Annotated in this window: 17 protein-coding genes and 1 pseudogene; 10 read left to right on the forward strand and 8 right to left on the reverse strand. The window is 33.3% G+C overall.

Going from position 1 to position 21771, the window contains the following annotated elements; translation table 11 throughout:
* Positions 1–89 precede the first annotated feature (89 nt).
* Positions 90–443 carry a hypothetical protein gene (locus RMB06_RS01090; protein ID WP_002120022.1) on the forward strand — a complete coding sequence of 118 codons (354 nt, stop codon included), beginning with the start codon at positions 90–92 and terminating at the stop codon, positions 441–443.
* A 21-nt stretch (positions 444–464) separates the two neighbouring features.
* Here RMB06_RS01090 and bfmS read toward each other — a convergent pair whose 3' ends face one another.
* From bfmS to RMB06_RS01105, 3 genes are read right to left on the reverse strand one after another with little or no spacing between them, the layout of a single operon-like run.
* Positions 465–2114: a sensor histidine kinase BfmS gene (bfmS, locus tag RMB06_RS01095; RefSeq protein ID WP_002120020.1), complete on the reverse strand. Its 1650-nt coding sequence runs from the start codon at positions 2112–2114 to the stop codon at positions 465–467.
* 32 nt (positions 2115–2146) lie between these two features.
* Complete coding sequence (gene bfmR, locus RMB06_RS01100) at positions 2147–2863, reverse strand: response regulator transcription factor BfmR (RefSeq protein ID WP_000076440.1); 717 nt, start codon at positions 2861–2863, stop codon at positions 2147–2149.
* Positions 2860–3042, reverse strand: coding sequence for a hypothetical protein (locus tag RMB06_RS01105; RefSeq protein WP_031944149.1), 183 nt, complete (start codon positions 3040–3042; stop codon positions 2860–2862). The genes bfmR and RMB06_RS01105 overlap by 4 nt, the downstream gene beginning before the upstream one ends.
* A 353-nt stretch (positions 3043–3395) precedes the next feature.
* Here RMB06_RS01105 and RMB06_RS01110 point away from each other — a divergent pair, with 353 nt between their 5' ends.
* The 3 genes from RMB06_RS01110 to RMB06_RS01120 all read left to right on the forward strand — a co-directional run bounded on the left by RMB06_RS01110 (position 3396) and on the right by RMB06_RS01120 (position 7843).
* Positions 3396–6230: a ribonucleoside-diphosphate reductase subunit alpha gene (locus tag RMB06_RS01110; protein WP_002120003.1), complete on the forward strand. Its 2835-nt coding sequence runs from the start codon at positions 3396–3398 to the stop codon at positions 6228–6230.
* A 56-nt stretch (positions 6231–6286) separates the two neighbouring features.
* On the forward strand, positions 6287–6421 hold the full coding sequence (locus RMB06_RS01115) for a hypothetical protein (RefSeq protein ID WP_002120013.1): 135 nt from the start codon (positions 6287–6289) through the stop codon (positions 6419–6421).
* 138 nt (positions 6422–6559) lie between these two features.
* Entirely contained in the window at positions 6560–7843 is a 1284-nt protein-coding gene (locus tag RMB06_RS01120) for a ribonucleotide-diphosphate reductase subunit beta (protein ID WP_032042147.1), read from the forward strand.
* A 120-nt stretch (positions 7844–7963) separates the two neighbouring features.
* Here RMB06_RS01120 and RMB06_RS01125 read toward each other — a convergent pair whose 3' ends face one another.
* Both RMB06_RS01125 and RMB06_RS01130 read right to left on the reverse strand, forming a co-directional pair.
* Positions 7964–8257: a hypothetical protein gene (locus tag RMB06_RS01125; protein ID WP_002120070.1), complete on the reverse strand. Its 294-nt coding sequence runs from the start codon at positions 8255–8257 to the stop codon at positions 7964–7966.
* Between the two features lie 216 nt (positions 8258–8473).
* Positions 8474–9058, reverse strand: coding sequence for a resolvase (locus RMB06_RS01130; RefSeq protein WP_311077889.1), 585 nt, complete (start codon positions 9056–9058; stop codon positions 8474–8476).
* A gap of 841 nt (positions 9059–9899) precedes the next feature.
* Between RMB06_RS01130 and RMB06_RS01135 the strand changes: the two genes are divergently transcribed.
* Complete coding sequence (locus tag RMB06_RS01135; RefSeq protein WP_025469862.1) at positions 9900–10487, forward strand: recombinase family protein; 588 nt, start codon at positions 9900–9902, stop codon at positions 10485–10487.
* A gap of 586 nt (positions 10488–11073) precedes the next feature.
* Positions 11074–11445: a hypothetical protein gene (locus tag RMB06_RS01140; RefSeq protein ID WP_005071111.1), complete on the forward strand. Its 372-nt coding sequence runs from the start codon at positions 11074–11076 to the stop codon at positions 11443–11445.
* A 45-nt stretch (positions 11446–11490) separates the two neighbouring features.
* Here RMB06_RS01140 and RMB06_RS01145 read toward each other — a convergent pair whose 3' ends face one another.
* Positions 11491–11898 (reverse strand): hypothetical protein, encoded by a 408-nt coding sequence (locus RMB06_RS01145; RefSeq protein ID WP_017386595.1) that lies wholly within the window; start codon positions 11896–11898, stop codon positions 11491–11493.
* A 661-nt stretch (positions 11899–12559) separates the two neighbouring features.
* Positions 12560–13151 (reverse strand): annotated as a pseudogene (locus tag RMB06_RS01150) (hypothetical protein).
* Between the two features lie 742 nt (positions 13152–13893).
* On the opposite strand from RMB06_RS01150, the gene RMB06_RS01155 reads away from it, so the two are divergent.
* Genes RMB06_RS01155 through RMB06_RS01170 form a run of 4 tightly spaced genes read left to right on the forward strand, consistent with a single transcriptional unit; the run spans position 13894 to position 18969 of the window.
* Entirely contained in the window at positions 13894–15552 is a 1659-nt protein-coding gene (locus tag RMB06_RS01155; RefSeq protein ID WP_311077890.1) for a poly alpha-glucosyltransferase, read from the forward strand.
* A gap of 44 nt (positions 15553–15596) precedes the next feature.
* Positions 15597–16346 (forward strand): CatB-related O-acetyltransferase, encoded by a 750-nt coding sequence (locus RMB06_RS01160; RefSeq protein WP_031947461.1) that lies wholly within the window; start codon positions 15597–15599, stop codon positions 16344–16346.
* A 47-nt stretch (positions 16347–16393) separates the two neighbouring features.
* Positions 16394–17935, forward strand: a complete 1542-nt coding sequence (locus tag RMB06_RS01165) for a glycosyltransferase (protein WP_262452470.1) — start codon at positions 16394–16396, stop codon at positions 17933–17935.
* Positions 17935–18969 carry a hypothetical protein gene (locus tag RMB06_RS01170; RefSeq protein WP_005071122.1) on the forward strand — a complete coding sequence of 345 codons (1035 nt, stop codon included), beginning with the start codon at positions 17935–17937 and terminating at the stop codon, positions 18967–18969. Before RMB06_RS01165 ends, RMB06_RS01170 begins: the two co-directional genes overlap by 1 nt.
* Positions 18970–19102: 133 nt before the next feature.
* On the opposite strand, the gene RMB06_RS01175 is transcribed toward RMB06_RS01170, so the two are convergent.
* A partial coding sequence (locus tag RMB06_RS01175) for an ABSDF2314 family large adhesin (protein WP_311077891.1) occupies positions 19103–21771 on the reverse strand: 2669 nt, incomplete at its 5' end.

Here is a 21771-nt window from a genome sequence, read left to right on the forward strand (position 1 = left end):
TTTCATTTCATCATCTAGTGTAATGAATTTTATACAATAACCTGTGTTTTGCCATGTATGCTAATAACAGATAATAAGGAGAAAAATGCATGACTCTAGAATATACGCATAAACCAAACTACTACTTGTTTGCACAATTACTGGTGCGACATATAGAAAGCTATATTCACAAACATCCAGATGCCAACAATGCAATTTTTGACTTGCGGGATGTCTATGAAATATTTAGACAGGATTTTGCGTCAACCACAACAAACCTAGAAGGTATTTTGCATATTGCAGATGAATATAAAATAGAAACACTTAATGGAGATCAACCTCTTATTCAAAAATACCAGATTGATGCAAAAAACAATTCGTTACTGATCGATTTTAATTCCGATGCGTTAACCAGCTTAAGAAGCGGAAAACCTATTTTGGAACCAGATGCGACTCAACTATAAATAGATCAATAAAAAAGCACCTTATGAAGGTGCTTTTTTATTGGCTTTTAAAGGAGGCTGTTTAAAGCGTTTTGCTGGCCATGTCATGATAAAACGAGCGCCACCCAAGGTTGGGCTTTCATCTACTTTAATTTCACCGCCAAACCAATAGGCAATACGGCTTACGATAGACAACCCTAAACCATAACCGCCCGACGCACGTGTACGGCTATCGTCTAGACGGGCAAAAGCTTCAAATACTCTTTTACGGTCTTGTTCAGGAATACCTGCGCCATCATCTTCAACACAAACAAAGGCCATGCCATCGCTGTGGATACCACCGGTAATCCGAACTTTATTATCACAATAACGAACCGCATTACCCACCAAGTTTTGAACAACGCGATGTAAATAACGACGCTCAGCATCTACTTTTACATAAAGTGGAGGAGCAACAAGTTCAATTTCTTTTTGCGTTTTTAAAGCTTCGGTTTCGACCGCAACCTGATCTAACACATCAAATAAAGTAATTTCATCAAAATCGAGTGAAGGTGTACCCTGCTCTAGTTTTGCATAAGTCATGATTTCATCAATTAAAGTATTGAGTGCTTCAATATCTTTATCAATCATATCGACCTGATGCATACGATGGTTGTAATCATCTTCTTCCGCCAACATTTCTGTACCAAAGCGAATACGGGCAACAGGCGTTCTAAGCTCATGAGATACCGCTCTCATTAACTCACGCTGAGCCTCAATTAAACGCTGAATATGATCAGACATGTTGTTATAACTTGATGCCAAGTTTGCCATTTCGTCACTTCCTTCAATAGGAACACGCAATGACAAATCACCAGACTTCATGCGGTTTAATGCATAACGTACTTGGCGAATTTTACGCTCTAGCGGCAAGATCAACCCATAGACACCTAGACTCAGCAAAAATAAGCTAAATAAAGTAATCCCTGCTGAAAGCTGCAAAGGCATCCAGTTAAACATCGGCACTGGTCCAAGCACGAGAACCCGTGTAGGCTGATTCGGAATTGGAGAGACGATTGAAATAGTTGTTCCGCGTACTGTCGCACTGTCTTTGTACAACATGACGCTTTGGTCTTGGCGTAAACGACCAATTTGTTCGGAGTCCAGATTAATATCTTGAATATTGTAGATATTAATTGGGTAAGAGAAATGTTTTTGAATCTTGGCAAGATATTCTTGTTCTTGCCCCGGATAAAACATTAGATAATCAAGTACAAAAATAGGGAGAGCCTTCATTTGGCGCTCAGTAATTTTGTCGACTTTTATAGATAAAAAGTGCTGAGGATCATCACGTAAGCCAATAATGATATACGCAATACTATTACTGGCATCGTAACGGACAACAGATTTTTGAGCTTCGATTCGTTTTTTCTCGGTACGAGATAACTCAACCTTGCTTGCATCAGTATAGTAAATTGGAAGTTCCAATAAATCTGACGCATCTGAAACCCAGTCTATTTTCTGTTGCTTCCCAGGCTGTCGAGCGACTCCCTCACTAATGACATAAGAAATACCATCGGTTAAAGATTCTCGATATTCTTGTGCCCGTTGATAATTGATAATTTGTACAAGCAAATAACCAAAGACAGCAACCAGAACAACAAGAATTACCAGTCCCGCATATATTCGCAGGAATATACTGTGTTTAAACACTCGACCAACCTTATAGGAAGTTTATTCAGACCTTATAACCCGTTGGTTTCTTTAACAAACAAGTAACCTTTACTACGTACTGTTTTAATACGCTTTGGATTTTCAGGATCATCACCAATTTTTGGACGAATACGTGAAATACGGACGTCGATTGAACGGTCCTGACCATCGTATTCGATACCACGTAAACGTTCGAAGATATCTTCACGCGATAAGATACGACCAGCATTTGATGCAAGCAACCATAATAGGTCATATTCTGCGCTAGTGAAGTCAACAAGTTCACCATTTAGCGTTACAGAACGACCGCCATTATCAATTACAAGGTCATCAAACTCGATACGCTGTGCAACTTCATCTTCTACAGTTTTATCTGTGCGACGTAATAGTGCACGGATACGCGCTAAAAGAACACGTGGTTGAACTGGTTTAGCAACATAGTCATCTGCGCCCATTTCTAAACCAAGCACCTGGTCCATGTCTTCTGTACGTGCAGTCAACATCAAAATGGGTTGATGGTAATGTGGACGAACTTCACGGCAAACTGTTAAGCCATCGGCACCCGGCAACATGACATCCAAGACCACTAGATCTGGTTGTTCACTAATAATACGACGAATTGCACGGTTACCATCAGTTTCTACACCAACTTCCAAACCGTTGCGAATTAAATATTCTTGAGTTAATCGCGCTAAGCGCTCGTCATCTTCAACGATCAGAATCTTTGGTAACTTTTCTTCTTGGCTCATATCATTGCCCCTATAAATCTCGTTTCATGCATCTTAAAAATCTTGCAGATACATTCGTTTATCATTTGCAATATACACACGTTTACATTGTAAACAAGTAGGCGTTCACCAAACTGATACATGACCATCGTATTTTGTTGCATTTTATTAGCCTTTGAATTTTCACGTGTTTTTAAGATTTATTTATTGTTATTAAATTTCATATTCTATTCATATTTCCAATGTATGAATATTAAACAAATTATTTCTCTGTTTAGTTTAAATTTATTTAAGTGTTTGTTTTTTGAGTTATCCACAAAGTTATCTATAAGCGTTTTTTAACAGCTTTGCTATGCTATCTCCCATCAAATCATACAGATAAAAAATTACTAAAAAGTCAAGATTGATCTGCTATGAAAAATCCCGTATCTTGTGTTGAAAATAAACTTTAACTACTAAGTCTTGTGTTTATCCCTCAAATATCGTGGCATGTTTTTTGCTCGGTTCAAACGGTCTATGAACATAACAAAAGTGACAATGGAGCTATGCTGGCATGAGCGTAATTACTTCGACTCCCGGTCAAATTCAGGTGATTAAGCGCACTGGAGATGTTGCTGCATTTGATGCAGAGAAAATTTCAGTTGCGATTGGTAAAGCTTTTCTTGCTGTGGAAGGTCAACAGAGTTCGGATTCTAGCCGTATTCACGACCGTATTACCCAGTTAACGGAAATGGTCTTAAATACTTTTACTCGCCGTTTACCATCGGGCGGTACGATCCATATTGAAGAAATTCAAGATCAAGTAGAACTTGCTTTAATGCGTACTGGGGAACAAAAAGTTGCCCGCGCTTATGTGATTTACCGTGAACAACGTGCTAGCGCTCGTCAGCAAACGAACTCAAACCACCACCCTACTTTACAAGTTACCGACAAAAACGGTCAGCTTCAGCCACTTGATTTAAGTGCATTGCAAGCAACTGTTTCTAAGGCAGCTGAAGGTTTGGAAGGTATTGACGTTCAAGCCATTGTCGATGAAACCGTTAAAAACTTATATAACGGCGTAAAAGAAAGTGATATTGCCACAACAATGATGATGGCAACACGTACCCGTATTGAACAAGAACCAAACTACACTTACGTGACTGCACGTTTGCTTTGTAACGAATTAGTGAGCACTGGTTTAACGTTCTTAGGCTTATCAACAGATACACCTGAAAACAACGCACTTGAAGCATTCTTGAAAAAAGGTGTTGAGCTTGATTTGCTTTCACCTGACTTGCTTGACTTCGACTTAGAAAAATTATCAGCAGCAATTCAGCCAGAACGTTCTAATCAGTTTACCTATTTAGGTTTACAGACTTTATTTGACCGTTACTTCATTCACTCAAACGGCGTTCGTTTTGAATTACCACAATTATTCTTCATGCGCGTGTCGATGGGTCTTGCACTCAATGAGCAAGATAAAGAAGAGCGTGCAATTGAGTTCTATAACTTATTGTCTAGCTTCGACTACATGGCTTCTACGCCTACCCTGTTTAACTCAGGTACATTACGTCCACAGCTTTCAAGTTGTTACTTAACAACAATTGGCGATGACCTTTATGACATTTATGGCGCAATGCGTGACAACGCGATGCTTTCTAAATGGGCTGGTGGTTTAGGTAATGACTGGACACCTGTTCGTGCCTTGAACTCTTATATTAAAGGTACTAACGGCAAGTCTCAGGGTGTTGTTCCATTCTTGAAAGTTGCGAACGATACAGCTGTTGCAGTAAACCAAGGTGGTAAGCGTAAAGGTGCTGTGTGTGCATACCTAGAAACTTGGCACTTAGACATCGAAGAGTTCTTAGAGCTTCGTAAAAATACGGGTGATGACCGTCGCCGTACTCACGACATGAACACTGCGAACTGGGTTCCAGACTTGTTTATGCAACGTGTATTTGAAGATGGTGAATGGACATTATTTACCCCTTCTGAAACTCCAGACTTGCACGACTTAACTGGTGCTGAATTTGCTGAGCGTTATGCTTACTATGAGTCTGTAGCGAAAGAAACCAACATGCTACACAAGAAAGTACGTGCTAAAGATTTATGGCGCAAAATGCTTTCTATGTTATTTGAAACTGGTCACCCATGGATCACATTCAAAGATGTATGTAACTTACGTTCACCACAACAACACGTTGGTGTAGTTCACTCATCTAACCTATGTACTGAAATTACCTTGAACACAAATCAAGACGAAATTGCAGTATGTAACTTAGGTTCGATCAACCTTGTACAACACGTTCAAGGTGGTGTGTTAGACCGTGAGAAGTTAGCTCGCACTATTAAAACAGCAGTACGTATGCTCGATAACGTGATCGACATTAACTACTACGCTGTACCACAAGCGAAAAACTCGAACTTGAAACACCGCCCTGTGGGTATGGGTATCATGGGCTTCCAAGATGCTCTATATGAAATGGGTATTGCTTACGGTTCAGACGCTGCTGTTGATTTTGCTGATGAATCAATGGAAGTGATTAGCTACTACGCGATTGAAACTTCAAGCAACTTGGCTGTTGAACGTGGTGCTTACTCAACATTCAAAGGTTCATTGTGGGATCAAGGCATCCTTCCAATCGACTCTTTAGAAATTGTTGCGAAGTCTCGTCCAGAGCGCATGTTCGAAGTTGACCGTACTCAACGTTTAGACTGGGACACTTTACGTGCCAAAGTTCAAAAAGACGGTATGCGTAACTCAAACGTGATGGCGATTGCTCCAACTGCAACCATCTCTAACATTTGTGGTGTTTCTCAATCTATTGAGCCAACATTCCAAAACTTATATGTGAAATCTAACTTGTCTGGTGAGTTCACTGTTATTAACCCATACCTTGTTCGTGCATTAAAAGAACGCGGTCTTTGGGACACAGTAATGGTTAACGATCTTAAACACTTTGAAGGTTCAGTACAAAAAATTGCTCGTATTCCTGAAGAATTAAAAGCAATCTTTGCTACTGCGTTTGAAGTAGATACACGTTGGATCGTTGATGCTGCATCACGCCGTCAAAAATGGATTGATCAAGCTCAGTCGCTTAACCTTTACATCTCTGGTGCAAATGGTAAGAAACTTGACATCACTTACAAGATGGCATGGTTACGTGGTCTTAAGACGACTTATTACCTCCGAGCTTTAGGTGCAACTTCTGCTGAAAAATCTACAATTAACACAGGTGCTTTAAACGCAGTTAAACCTGCGACTGTTGAAGCAGCAGCTGTTGCTGCCCCTGTTGTAGAAGCGAAGAAACCAGAAGCAGCGGTTGAAGAAGAAGGCTTCACTCAAGCAGCTCCTGTACCAATGGCTTGTTCAATCGACAACCCTGATTGTGAAGCTTGCCAATAACATTGAATAAGGTTGCTCTTTTTCACTAAAGAGCAATCTTAAAAGAGGTAAAGATTATGCTTTCTCATCTCAGTCATAACTATATGCTTGGTGTTGGAGTTTTAATCTTTGCCTTTATTTTCTTTTATATGCCGATGGTTTACGCATTTATCACAATACGTAAGCAGCAGCGTAAACAAAATAAGTTGTAGTGAGTAGAGACCAAAGGCCCAAAATTTGGTCATGCATCAATAAAACTTAATTTTGTTTACACATTAAAAGCGTATAGTAGGGACATCTTCGTTTAAGAGATGTCAAATATAGATATATACAACGAAGAGAGAACAAAAATGTCTATCCTTAGTTGGGACGATTTTGAAGATGATTCGCAAAAACCGACTACACCTGAACACAAGTCTGCGCCCGTCCAATCGGAAAAAGCGTCAGATTCGCAGAATGTATCTACTGCGCAGCCATCATCGTCGAGCGTGGCAGCTCCACAATCCGCTGGAACCCATTCCGTGCGACCAACAGTTGCCTCCGATACAGTGGCTAGAGCCGCTCAAGCCTTAGAACATTTAGACGTTGCCCCTGGCCTTGAAGAGCTAGAAATGGGTGCCCAACGTGTTCAAGTTGACGACAAAGCCATGATTAACTGTCGTGCGGACTTGAACCAACTTGTACCATTCAAATATGAATGGGCTTGGCAGAAATATCTTGACGGGTGTGCAAACCACTGGATGCCTCAAGAAGTTAACATGAACCATGACATCGCGCTTTGGAAGTCTGAAAATGGCTTAACTGAAGATGAGCGTACTATTGTTATGCGTTCTTTAGGTTTCTTCTCGACTGCGGATTCTTTAGTTGCAAACAACTTGGTATTGGCGATTTACCGTCACATTACTAACCCTGAATGCCGTCAGTACATCTTGCGTCAAGCGTTTGAAGAAGCGATTCACACTCACGCTTACCAATACTGTATCGAATCTTTAGGTATGGACGAAGGCGAAGTCTTCAACATGTACCGCGAAGTTCCATCTGTTGCACGTAAAGCAGCTTGGGGCTTGAAATATACTCAATCTTTAACTGATCCTAATTTCCACACAGGTACACCTGAAAACGACCAACGCTTACTTCGTAACTTGATCGCATTCTACTGTGTACTTGAAGGGATCTTCTTCTACTGTGGCTTTACTCAAATTTTGAGTATGGGTCGTCGTAACAAGATGAACGGTGTTGCTGAGCAATTCCAATACATCTTGCGTGATGAGTCTATGCACTTGAACTTTGGTATCGACATGATTAACCAAATCAAGATTGAGAACCCTCACCTTTGGACTGCTGAGTTCCAACAAGAAGTGGTTCAAATGATTGTTGAAGGTACGATGCTTGAAATCGAATATGCACGTGACACAATGCCACGCGGTGTATTGGGTATGAATGCAAGCATGATGGAAGAATACTTAAAATTCATCTGTAACCGCCGTTTATCTCAGTTAGGTTTACCAGAGCAATTTGCTGGTGTAACGAATCCATTTGCATGGATGTCTGAGATGATGGACTTACGTAAAGAGAAGAACTTCTTCGAAACTCGCGTAACTGACTACCAAACTGGTGGTGCGTTAAGCTGGTAAGTCTAACTTATCAAATCAAAAGAGCCGCTCTACTCGAGTGGCTTTTTTATTGAATATATAGAGAATTAGCAAATCAAAGATTTATTCCACATAAAAGATATTAAAATCAAAATATAAAAATTAACAGGTACATACCCAAAACATATTATAGATAAGGTGAGTTGGCGCTCTTGCAGGATAAGTATCTTTTTCGAAAACCTTATAGGTTCTATTCTTATATTTGATGATCAATAATTCTTCTTTTCGATCAATAACTAAACCAACTTTATAAATAAAATAAAAAGAATCATTCTTATTTATGCGTCTAAATACAAATTGTACTAAATCTTCTTTTTGTATTTTTGAATGATCAACCACTATAAAACCTTCACATATAGAACACTTCCATTTGATTAAATCAATACTCATATCCATATTTCGAGCTACCAAAATTATATAAATAAACCTTAAGTTAATAAATATAACTTTTAATAAGTTAAGATATAGCTAAAGGCCTATACAACAATATCAATAGAAATATTAAAATATCAATATGAATTTAATTTTAAAATTTAAATATTAATTTAATAAGTATTAAATAAAAGTTTAAAACATGATTTAATACTTATTAACAGCAAAATTTTTCATATCTTAATTGTCAGATTTTTTAATTATTCTTTGTATCACTGTCCTTGAGACAGCAAGGTCCTTAGCTAACGAATACACACTAAAACCTTTCTTAAATTTATTAATAACATCCTGTTTTTGATCGTTGGATAATTTTTCAGGTCTCCCCCCTTTTCTGGATAAACTAGATTTTTTTTGTCCAACACAATCAATTAAAAAAAGTTTTTCAAAATTAATGCAAATTTCTATAAAGTGGATAAAATTATTTTTAATATCATTTTCAAATTCACAATTAAAATAATCCAATATAATTAATTTAATCTTCTTTCTTTCAATTAATTTAATAGATGATAATATCTCCGTAAAACTACTACCCAAGCAATCAATACCTTTAACTATTAAAAAATCATCTTCTTCTAAAGAATAGTTAATTAAATTAAGAAAAATAGTTCGTAAAGTAATAGGTTTATCTACTGATACTAATTCAAAAATGACTCTATTAGGATGAATTTTATAATCAAAGCTATTTAATAAAGAAATAAAAGATACTTTCTCTTCTTCAATATTTTCAATACTACAATTTACTCGTATATAGGCATAAATACGCATATCGCCTCCTATTCCTTAGAGTGATGTGAAGAGTATCTATAAAGTAAATTCAAATCAAAATATACTTTTTAGCTCTTCACTTATTGTTTGTTATATAATTAGTTTATTAATTTTAGACTTTTTATAGTAATGTAAATATTTTTATATTTCCATAATTTTAAAAATTCCCACATGGCAAAATTTAAACACATATAATATAATAAAGTATTATATAATTATTAAAAAATTAGTTGAAAAATACTTTATTTTTTATAATAAAAAAGTTTAATATTAAATAAATTATAAATATAAGAAAATATTAATTTTTTTTAAAAACATGTTTATGAAATATAAACAAAAGATTTAAAATTATAATTTAGATCATTTACAAACGACCACATTAAATAGTTTTAAAACTATGTATTTTATTTTTATCAAAATTAAAAACACAATTAAAAACAAAACATAAAAAAATAAAATTCATTTAAAATCAATTATATAACAAAAAAGCTAGTAATTAGCAGATTGACCCAATAATATTTTGTTACGTCATACACCATTAAATTAATTTAATTAAAAAATAAAACTAGATTTTAATATTAGATTTATATTAAATTCACAAATAATTAAGTAAGGAGATTATTAAAGATGAAAAAAACAAACATCATAGAACTAACAAAATTATTAACTAATATAATAAAGATGATAAAAAAACCTAATAACCCATATAGATTTAAGTATGTATTTAATTAACATGTTTTAAACACTGTATAGTACACTTTTGTGATTTAGTTCATGTTTTTTTTAAAAAAATAAGATGCTAAGATTTGTTTTGTTTTTGTTTAATTTTGGTGTTTTTAATATGCGTACATATGCCTATGTTAGAATAGAGCCTAATTTGCAGTTTGAATTTTCTAGATATATCACCTTTTTTAGTGAGTATGGCTATAAGATTCAAAAGAATAGATTAGTAGTAGAAGAAGTATCGGTTGATAAATCTATTATTTATAGAGATAAATTTCTTAATCTAATAAGTTATTCATTAGAAGAAGGCGATATTTTAGTGATAAAAAGCATGGATTGCTTAGGTAACAGTTTTGAGGAAATTTTAAGTATAGTTGATAAAATTGATCAAAAAAAAATCCGACTAATATGCTTGGATTACTCAAAAAATGAGATTAATGGTGACTTAAAAATTTTCTTTCTACATTTTTTAAAGCTATCAGCTGAATTTGAGAAATTATTTAAGTGTAATAATAAAAAATCCAAAGATCACAATCCGGTAAGAAAAGTTGGTAGACCGGAAATATTAAATAATGAACAAAAAACTAGAGTGATCGAATTGTTTAAAAAAGGCTATAGTGTGTATTCACTTGCTAAAGAATTTTCGGTTACAAGAACAGTAATTCAAAGGATTTTGAACAATGCCACTAAAACTAATATATTGTAGTTACTAGGAATTTTTAAGTTTAATTCTATTAAATAAATATGGAATATATAAAATGGAATTAGAGATGAGTTACATTTTTTAATAAGGTTGATCTTCTACACCAAATTAATTATTAAAAATTTTAAGACAGACTCAACAACGTATTGATATATACAAACATATTCAAGCTATATTGTTATTCTTAAAATTTATATTATAAATAACTCGTTATAATTCAATATTAAGTTAATTTTGTCTTACAATTTTAAGGATTTTTTTATTTTCATTAATTTTTAATTAATTAAGAGTAGCCAATTAAGAAAATCAAAAATATACTTTATTTTCAACTAATTATAAGAAATTTTGTGTAAAAAAATAATTAATGTATATTTACTATTGATTATCTTATATATACAAAGTAAAGTTGCTTTATCAGAAATAATTTAACCAAATTATCAAAAAAAACTTGATAGTATTAATTTATTTCAAACACCAACTTAACACTTTAACTTTTTAAAATTTATGATTTTCATTTTGTATAAATTAACTTAATGCTTTTTAAAGCATTATTATGAAAATTATTTTTTAGTTATGATAAACATTTAATATGAATGATATTTTTTGGAACTCTCTACCCGGCTCAGCAACCGGTGAGATTTTTACTCCCGAAGGAATTGGGCCTTTTCCAGCAATTATTATTTTTGATACAGGATTAAAAGAAAGTACTAAAACTTATGCTACTTTCTATGCAAAAAAAATGAAAGAAAGAGGTTTTTCTGTCTTTATAGTAAAATTAAACTTAAGTAAAAAAAATGAAATAGGTTCAGTAATAGAATTTATTTTAAAAAGAAATGAAGTAAACAGTGATAAGATATATTTAATAGAAATTGAAAAAAACAATTTGATAAATCTGAATATAGAATTATATAAAAATTACTTTCAAGCTATTGCTTCAATTAACTATTTTAATTACTTTTAGGAGAGTAAGCTACTAAAGCTTAGTCTCCCTTTATATATTTAATTATTAAAAACCATGGCTAATAGATGATTTAGAAACATAAATTGAATTTTTTGGGTTTGCATCTTCTACCCAGCATGACTTAGAAACATTAATCTCTTCACCACTTACTAAAGTAATTTTTGTCTGTTTCTGATCACTAGTAACATTACTAGCAGCATAATAATGATGTTTATCACAAATTACTGTCTTCTTATGATTACTTGCATATTGAGAGGCTTTATCTTCTGTAACCTCTCCAGTACCAAAGCTCGGTCGGTTTGATTTTTCTGATATTAAATACAATTTATGACTAGCAATGGTATTAATAGAAGGTGGTGAATAAACTGATTGATGACCATATGGCTGATTCACACAACCCGTCAAGATTAGTGTTAATGAAAATACGATTTGGAATAGAAGTAAACTCTTCATTAATTTTAATCCTCATGTTAAATATATAATCATCCATTTTTATAAAATCCATCTTAAATTAAAATTTATAGAATTAGGATTATTAATAATAGATATATTACTACAATAGGTTTAGGCTAAATTCAACTATGTATTCTTAAATTACAATAAAAGAAGTCAATATAATTTTAAATTCTTTATTAATTAAGAAGAGTCCATATCCTGTAAGGTTATGGACTTAGTGAATATCACTTAAACCTGAAATACGAGGATGGTTTTAATAAACATCCTCAAGATTATATTCACATGAGAACTAGGCTTTATCAATTACAAATTAATTAAGTTCATAATAATTTTTTATGGAAAAAAATTATCTTTATTTTACATACATTAAGATAACCCACAATTTAAAAAGTGTTTTAAAATTATGTTTTAAATACTTAAATTTCAAAAATTATAAAAAATTTGAGAGATAGAATATCTCTCACAATTTATTTTTCATAATTTATAGTTTTTATAACTATATTCATCCTCATCCCAACTTTTATTTCATTTATAAATGATCTATTTAACTAATAATCAACTCAATAGATCAACTTATGGATTCAATGTAAGTTCATCTCTTAATATTTGCGTAAAATTATTTCTCATAAACCAGATAAACCTAATATTACTTTTAGTTCTACGCAAACAATATAGTAAGCTTATAAATTTGCTGCTTGGTCAAGAATATTTAAGGTTGGTAGCCCCCTTGCACACATTCCAGCAATCTTTCTAGCTTTATCTGCCGCATCATGATGAGATCCGTCAATTGCTTGTAAATTTATGATATTTGATGTCCAAGATAATTGAATCAATTTTTCATGAAGTACTTTTTGAGAAATCCAAGGCACAATACTGTCATTTAAATCCCCTACTACAAATACTCTATTCGCTGGATGCTTAGGTGTAAGTGCTGTTATTGCATCTACAGTTTCAAATAGCCTCGGATCAGGCGTCTTTCCCAATGCTTCAGCCAATATTTTTGGTGACGAAGGGGCTGAACTTGGGGTAGCACATAATATATCAGTCCTTTTTGACAATAAGGCTGATACAATATGACCACCACCACTATGCCCAACTAACACATAATTAAGGATTTGATGTCTTTGCTTAATTTTATTTAATGCTTCAGACATTAATAAAGATTCCAATGGCTTTCTAGCACCATTATGTACACCAGATGACCCATAAATCCCTGGACGAGCTACAAAAATATATGGGAAATTATACAACTGAGTGGACCAAACGACTGCTTCATTAACTTTGTCCTGTGGTTTTTTGCTAGTATAGAATGTAAGTTCGTTGTCTCCTACAACTGCTACATCACCAGAAAAATACGCAATTGCTCTATTATTGGTTTGGTTCTCGAGTAATCCGGCAGAATAATACCGTATACATTCCTTATATGAGTAACCATTTAAATTTACTTCAACCCAAACTGTTCTTCCGATTCCCGAATTATCCAATTGTGTACATTGTTCTTGAGTAGAAGTAACAACACTATACGCATCATTTCTGATAAAATTACCATTAGTTAAGTCAATACTAACTGTTGCAGCGAAAGTATGATTAGCAGCTAACAACATCAATAAAGAAATTATTTTTTTCATAATTAACCTTTTAATTCAGATAAACTTTAGATAATTAAATTAACAACCAAGATTAGTTAATACAACAACAAAAAAATAGAAATATTAAAAACCATATAATTCATTTATTTTTATCAAAAAATTAAGCTATATTGCATTAAAAATAAAAATATAAATTATGTTTTAAACCACACTTAAATTAAAACATATGAATTAAATTTCGAATAATTTTAAACACAACTCAAGCCTTAAAATCACTTCTAGTACCACAAAAAAACAAATACAATAACAAACAGAATTAAATATCACTCTATTATTTTTTAAAAAAAGGGATTAAAACAATTTAATTGTTTTCTAGCCAAGATTAACTTAATTAGGTCATAATATGCTACATCAATTGAAATATTTAGATTTAAGTAATTTAAAGAATCAGATCAGTGAATGGATATCACTATATGATCAGACTAACTCTGATAAAAAAATAGTCTTTATCTCATATGGTTGCCTAGATCAACGTTGTAAAGTTTTTTCAATTGCTAGTTCTGACATACAAAAATTGCAAAAAAAAATAAATAACTTTTTAGAAAAAATTTTTCTTAAAGATAAACGTTATCTAGCCTATATAAAACTTGATATTGCAACTCAAATAGAAAAAAAAAGTTGGACCGATGTTACCAATGATATATCTAATCAAAAGCATAATAATCATTTTAGGAAAGGTATTAGTTTTGATAAAGATTTCAATATATGTTTTTTAGAGCAAGAAATTTATGGGAATGCAATCATACGAGGAATTTCATATGATCAAAAAAATTTTATTGACCAGAATAATTTAAATAATGCAATAAAGAAAAAATATCCTTCTATTCAAAAAGAATTAGAAATTAATAAAATTAAAGATGTATGGCTTTTTGAAACTGAAAGTGTATTTTACGAAAATAGTAAATTCATTAAACTTCAAAGTGGAGGTTGTGAAAATGGGGTTAGGTTCATTGATAAAAATGATAAATCTCATATTAAAGAAATAATTAATAAAAATGCTAGTTTTCTAACCAGTCAAATTTTAGAAGATGGGAAATTTATCTACGGCTATTTCCCTGCATTTAATAATGAAATTAAAAGCTACAATACAATACGGCATTGCACTTCAATTTATTCACTTTTAGAAACTTTTGAGATTGAAGAAAACAATCAATATTGGTCTAAAATTCACTTAGCTATTGATTATAGCATCAAAAATTTTTATAAATTAATAGATGAAGATACAGCTCATATGATTGATGGAAATGACAACAATTATGAGATCAAGCTTGGTGCGAATGCAGCTACTATTTTAATGTTAACAAAATATCAGGAAATTACTAAAAATAAAAAATATCTAGAATATGCAGAAAAAATAGCAAATGGAATTCTTCAAATGATTGATAAAACAGGAAAAACCACTCATATTTTGGAGTACCCATCCTTGTCTATTAAAGAAAAATTTAGAATTGTTTATTATGATGGTGAAGCTGCATTAGCACTATTAAGGCTTTATCAGTTAAATAATAATAAAGTTCTTTTAGATACTGTTAAATTAATGTTTGATAACTTCATATCTAATTCATATGAAAAATATCATGATCATTGGTTAAGTTATTGTACGAATGAATTAACATTAGTATGTCCAGAAGTTAAATACTATCAATTTGGTATAAACAACTATTTAAATCACATGGACTTCATTAAAAATCGTAAAACAGTATATGCTACTTTCCTTGAGATGATGATGTCTGCTTATAAAATGGTAAACCGCCTAAGTGAGCAAGGTCATGAAAATCTATTTAAATCTTCTAAATTTGAAGAATTAAAATCTCTTATTCAGTTACGTGCTGAATTTCAACGCACAGGTTTCTTCTATCCAGAAGTTGCCATGTATATGAAAAACCCCAAGTCTATATTAAATTCTTTTTATGTAAGACATGATCGTTTTCGTGCTCGAATTGATGATCAAGAACATAATTTATCAGGTTACATTGCTTATTATTTACACTTCAAAGATTAGTTTCAAATCCAAAATTATTTAATAATGTAATTAAAGGTTTTTTTATGAATAATGAAATATTTACTTTATCAAATGAAACTACAAATGTTGAGTTTTTTAAAATTGAAAAGAGTCTTAGTCGACTTAATATAAATATGTTTTTCCTTAAAAAAAATCCACATAAGCTTATTACACTAAATAATGATTTGAAACTTGAAGGACATAATAATTTTTATAATTCTGTTCTAAGCCTTTGTACAATTGGTGCCTTCTCTTACTCATCTTCTAATCTTAACTATGGGGTATCTATTGGCCGCTATTGTAGTCTAGCAAGTAATATCAAAATTATGGGTGCTCACCACTTCCCCGAGTGGATTTCTACTTCACCTCACTTTTATAGTGAGGACTATCATGATACTGATCCAGCATTAGTCACCCATAATTATAGAAGTCGGCGTAATGTTACTATCGGAAATGATGTTTGGATTGGAGCTGATGTTGTTTTAAAAAATAATATTACAATTGGTGATGGAGCAATAATTGCTTCTAATAGTGTTATTACCAAGAATGTAGAACCATATACTATTGTGGGTGGCAATCCTGCCAAATTAATTCGTAAAAGATTCGAAGATACAGTCATTAAAGAATTAATGCACTTAAAATGGTGGAGATTTCATAAAAATGATTTAAAAGGTCTAAATTTTACAGCCCCATCTGATTTCATAAATAATTTAGAAAAAAGAATTTATATAGAAAGATTAAATGAATACCACCCACCAATTTTTACAAAAAATGATTTACTGAAAGCATCTTAAGCAAACAAATCTTTTATGTTGTATAACTTATAAAATGGTTATTTATTATGAAATCTCAATATTTTTTTCTATTTCCAAAAATTGACCAAAAGAAAAATGGATTGGTTTTTGCTCTTTTAAAGCGCGCAAAAATACTAAATGAACAATTAGGTATTAGCCCCACAATTATTACTACTGAATATGATCGCTCACTTGCAGAAAATTATTGGAGCCTTATATCTACAAACTTAGCTCCTCCTTCTATTGGATATCTCAATTTATATGGTGATTTTCAAGGAACTCATCTAAAACTAGCTAATAAAAAAATTCATAGCCCTATGGTAGAAATGTTTAACAGTAACATTTTAAAAACTATAATTCCTTTCACCTACAATCAACGTTTTCATGATAAAAATAATAAAAACTATTTGTACGAAATACGGCAAAATGACTTTCCTACTTTAAGTTATGTGAATACTTTCAAAAAAGGTGTGAAAACAGGACGAATTATTTATGACTCTTATGGTTATCTTAGTTGTATTCAAGTCATCAACCCAGAAAATCAAATGATAATAACTGAAACTTATTATCATACAGAAGGTTATCCAGTTATTATAAAAAACTACCAACTCAACGAAAAGAATAAAAACATTGTTTCAAATATTTTTTTATTTAATAAACAAGGTGTTATTAATGAGGTTTTTGATACTGAATCTCAGCTCATTCAGTATTGGTTCTTAAAAATCTCTCAACTTTATAAAAATGATCTGATGTATATTCTTATCGACCGTGCAATTCATTTCTATGAACCACTTAGAGAGATAAAACAAGAAAACATGCGATTTATTGGGACAATTCATGCTACCCATCTAAATGGTCATGATATTCAAAATTCTACAATTAATCGTCATTATCGTAGCTATTTTAAATATAGTAATGAATTAGATGCACTAGTAATCTTAACTGAACGCCAAAAACAACATATTCAACAGCGCTTTGGAATGGAAGAGAAATTATTTGTTATTCCACATATATATGAAAAATCTATTGACCATGTCAATTTTTCAAATAGAGACCCAATGTTTTGCTTAACTATTGCTAGATATGATAAAGCGAAAAATTTAGATAGCTTAATTAGAATTTTCAAAAAAGTTGTAGAAGTAATCCCCAATGCTTATTTAAACATTTATGGTTTTGGAAGTGAGCATAACTTCTTACAAAGTCAAATTGATGAACATCAGTTAAATAACCATATTAAATTGATGGGCTATAATGAGAATACTGATGCTTTATATAATAAGGCAAGCTTATTCCTTTTTTCTAGCCGATCTGAAGGTTTCGGTATGGCAGTTTTAGAAGCCCTATGCCATGGCTGCCCTGTCGTGAGTTATGACATCGATTACGGACCATCAGACATGATTAATCATGATGAAAATGGCTATTTAGTTACTTTTCAAGATGAAGAATTATTTGCACAGAAAGTAGTTTCTTTATTAAAAGATGAACACAAACGGCTTAAACTTAGTGAAAATGCATATGCATGTAGTCGACTCACAGATCAAAAACAATTTGCCCTAAAATGGCAAGAGCTTTTCCAGGCTATTCAGTAATGTTTTTTATGCATAAAAAAACTTTGGTTTTATTATTCTCTACATTTTGTGTATCTACTTATATTCATGCAAAAACTGATTGTTATTCAAGTAGCCCTCCTGTTGTTAAACAACTTGATCAAGTCTATTATGGCATGAATAATCTGCGTATTTTTTACACTACTTCTGGTGATAATGCTTTAATATTTCAGCAGGATAAAAATCTAAATCATGTTCCAGACTATGTAGAAAATATTGCTATTCAAGCAAATACCACACGAAAAGCTTGGTCCGTTTTAGGCTACCAAGATCCTTTGAATAGTCCACGCTATAAAAATAACGTCCAATATATTGATATACAAATACAGAAGCTTGATGGACTCGGACTAGCTTATGATGAACCCCATCGACATTCCAATAATCCATTAAAAAAAAATGCTTGTGCTCTAATTATTCTTATTAGCAATAATATTCCAAATCTAACTACTGACTCTTCATTAATAGCACATGAATTATTTCATCTTTACACCTATGGTTATACGATGTTTAAGCAACCTTGGCTGACAGAAAGCTTGGCAGCTTGGTCAGAAGGGATTATCAGAAAAGATAAGTTTGGTACATATGGACAAAGAAATTTGCCGAAAAATGAAGAAGATTTTGACAAATACATCTTGCAAAGAACTTATAGGACATCTCAATTATGGAACCGTCTTTCTACACTTGTAGATACATCTGATGGAAAACTATTTTTACCCTCTTCTCTCATAAAACAGAGATACACTGATGGGCAACCTGTTTTTCAAGATCAATATTTAAAAGGAACCGTCTTTATGAAAAAGTTTCTTGAAAATCTTAGAAGACAAGATCAACAAATTTCTATTTTAAATAATTGGAATTTATATCATTGGAAAGAAATTGATCAAAATTCAGCTCATTTCAACACACAAATTTTAGATACATTATTGATAACTCTAGAAAGCAAGAACGAACGTAATATAGAGAAAAATGAATTTAAAAGACTCTTAAAAAAAATTATAAAAAATAAAAAAATCTAGTTAATTTTACTTTCAAAAATATTAAATAAGCCATTTACTGCGACTAATGCTTTTAAAAACTGTTTTTCAATAAAAAAAGAGAAGGCACTGGTGCCTTCTCTTTTATTTACAGATTTCTATCAACAACAATCAATTAAAACAACAACTGATTATTATTCAATAACTCATCCAGTGTTGTATCTGTATTTTTCAATACAATGAGATCAGTTGAGTTATAGGTATTTCCAGTACCATCTCGATCAATACTAATCAAAGTATTACCCGCACCGTCAGAAGTAACAGTCACATAATTAGAGATATTGCTTGCATTAGCACCATTTAACAATGAACTAATATCAACTTTATCACCTTGCGCCAAATTAAAGTCAGTCCATTCATCCTTACCATTGCCACCTGTTGCATCAGCAGCGTTCAGTAAGTTATAGACAACTGTATCTGCACCAGCTCCAGTAGTAATAATGTCGTGGCTAGCGGTACTGATGGTCTCACTACCAATATTCACGGTCAATGTTGCAGGTGTACTTTCATCACCTGTTGCAGCAACCAGTTTATAGTTCAATGTAGCGACATCACCAGAAGTAGCAGAACTATTCGCTGTGAACGTATATGTTCCATTTGCCGAAACAACGAATGTACCATCCTCAACCGTGATTGTTTGACCATTCGCTTGTACATATGTACCAGGCGAAGTTTCTACAAATACTTTTGTACTTGCTCCACCCGTTACATCTACACCATTACCAGAATCATCTGTTAACAAGTTACCCGTAGCAGTTACCGTCGCACCATTACCAACGAATTGGTCATAATGTGTGAAAGTAGCATTTACAGTAGTGTTGACAGTAGTTGTATTCGTTCCAGCAATCAGAGGAATATTAGATTCTGTGCTACCAAACACGACACGCCATTGACTAGCAGTGTCTGATGCAGAAACCTGATAAGAGCCACTGATCAACACAGTACCGCCAGCATCACCTAAGATTGGTGATGAATGTACAACAGAAGCTGATGCTCCAGGTTGAGTTGTCCAAACACCATTCACAAGTTTTTGCACTTGATAACTGAAAGTATCACCATTAGCAGAGCTATCGAGGATACCACCTTGTGTAGTTACAGAGAAATTAAGCGATGCGGCAGTATTTGCAGCGACATTAATCACATCGCTCGTATCACTACCAGCAACTGAAGTAGCAGCGCCAAATAACGGTTTCGTACTACTTGCAGCCATACTACCCGTATCAACAGTTGTATTGGTTGATGGAACTAATGTAATCGCAGCTGCTGCTGTATTATCAGTTGCCGTCAACTCTACTACACCATCTTGAGTTGGATCTTCTGGCCATGTGATATCAAGATCATTTGTATCAATGCGAACATTTAAAGTCGCTGTATCTTGATGCCCGTCACTATCCTGAATGGTGTAAGTGAAACTATCTACTTTACCTAGACTATTTGGAATGGTGAAATCACGGATGTATTCATAATTACCATTCTTATCAATAAACAACTCACCATATTCACCTTGAATACGAGTAAATGCTTCACTGTCTTGTGGTAGAGCAGTTGTCACACCATCTTCATTAGCAACACTGATAACCGTTGCTGTTTCACCAGCATGAATCACATCAGCAACGTCCGTTGGATTTTCAGGATTATTTGCTGTAATCACATTACCTTTCGCAACGACATCACCATAATCACTTAGTACTTCATTAGTCACTGAGATATTAGCGACACCAATACCAGTTACTTGAACACCCTCACCTGGAGTCAGTACAAGTGCATATTGTCCTTCAGGTAGATTACTGATGGATGCTCCTCCACCCATAACTCCACCAATGAATCCAACCATAATACCAGCGTTGTCTATTTTGCTGTACAGTTCATACCCACCAGTATTCTCGTTATAACGAAGAATATTAAGGTCATAAGAACCAATACCACCACCTATTAGAACTCCACCAAAAGATACATCAAACGATGCAATTCCACCTTCAGGTACAGTCACTGTAATTGGTGTTTGATCTTTCAAGTCAATAATTGGCCCAATCAATGATAATGATGGGAAGGTTACTAACGCACCACCCGGAATATCAGGATGAGTTACTACAGGATTAACCTCACTTAATACCGTAGCAATATCATCAATAGCATCAATGAAAACTGGAACTATAGATGTGACTGGTAATGAAGTATTACCTGCTGCATCTGTCGCTGTTGCTGTTACAACATCGCCAGTTACTAATGTGCCAGGATTAGCTACAGACCAAGTACCATCACCTTCTGTAGTAGTAGTAATAGTACTACCATCTGGGAAGGTTACAGTTACTGTTGAACCTGGTTCTGCCGTACCTGTGATCGGATCAACATCATCCAATTCATCAATAGCAATTACTGGAGGTACAGTATCTACAACTTCCGTTGCCGGTACTGATTCGTTACCTGCTGGATCTGTCGCTGTTGCTGTTACGACATCGCCATCATTCAAGCCTGGGTTCGGTACTGTCCAGCTTCCATCTGTACCTGCAACGACTGTCGCTGTGGTGCCATCTGGATAAGTCACTGTCACTGTCGAACCTGGTTCTGCCGTACCTGTAATCGGATCCGTGCCATTGATTGGGTCAATCTCTGGTGCAGTCGGAGCCAATGCATCTACAACTTCCGTTGCCGGTACTGATTCATTACCTGCTGCATCTGTCGCTGTTGCTGTTACAATATCGCCATCATTCAAGCCTGGGTTCGGTACTGTCCAGCTTCCATCTGTACCTGCAACAACTGTTGCTGTGGTGCCATCTGGATAAG

Source organism: Acinetobacter sp. V104_13 (genome assembly GCF_031798995.1).
GTDB classification, from domain to species: Bacteria; Pseudomonadota; Gammaproteobacteria; order Pseudomonadales; family Moraxellaceae; genus Acinetobacter; species Acinetobacter pittii.

Coding starts and splice junctions, on each gene's coding strand:
- RMB06_RS01115 (WP_002120013.1), top strand. CDS start 6,287: ATGCTTTCTCATCTCAGTCATAACTATATGCTTGGTGTTGGAGTTTTA.
- RMB06_RS01155 (WP_311077890.1), top strand. CDS start 13,894: ATGCTACATCAATTGAAATATTTAGATTTAAGTAATTTAAAGAATCAG.
- RMB06_RS01165 (WP_262452470.1), top strand. CDS start 16,394: ATGAAATCTCAATATTTTTTTCTATTTCCAAAAATTGACCAAAAGAAA.
- bfmR (WP_000076440.1), bottom strand. CDS start 2,863: ATGAGCCAAGAAGAAAAGTTACCAAAGATTCTGATCGTTGAAGATGAC.
- RMB06_RS01160 (WP_031947461.1), top strand. CDS start 15,597: ATGAATAATGAAATATTTACTTTATCAAATGAAACTACAAATGTTGAG.
- RMB06_RS01135 (WP_025469862.1), top strand. CDS start 9,900: ATGCGTACATATGCCTATGTTAGAATAGAGCCTAATTTGCAGTTTGAA.
- RMB06_RS01090 (WP_002120022.1), top strand. CDS start 90: ATGACTCTAGAATATACGCATAAACCAAACTACTACTTGTTTGCACAA.
- RMB06_RS01130 (WP_311077889.1), bottom strand. CDS start 9,058: ATGCGTATTTATGCCTATATACGAGTAAATTGTAGTATTGAAAATATT.
- RMB06_RS01140 (WP_005071111.1), top strand. CDS start 11,074: ATGAATGATATTTTTTGGAACTCTCTACCCGGCTCAGCAACCGGTGAG.
- RMB06_RS01110 (WP_002120003.1), top strand. CDS start 3,396: ATGAGCGTAATTACTTCGACTCCCGGTCAAATTCAGGTGATTAAGCGC.
- RMB06_RS01170 (WP_005071122.1), top strand. CDS start 17,935: ATGTTTTTTATGCATAAAAAAACTTTGGTTTTATTATTCTCTACATTT.
- RMB06_RS01125 (WP_002120070.1), bottom strand. CDS start 8,257: ATGGATATGAGTATTGATTTAATCAAATGGAAGTGTTCTATATGTGAA.
- RMB06_RS01120 (WP_032042147.1), top strand. CDS start 6,560: ATGTCTATCCTTAGTTGGGACGATTTTGAAGATGATTCGCAAAAACCG.
- RMB06_RS01145 (WP_017386595.1), bottom strand. CDS start 11,898: ATGAAGAGTTTACTTCTATTCCAAATCGTATTTTCATTAACACTAATC.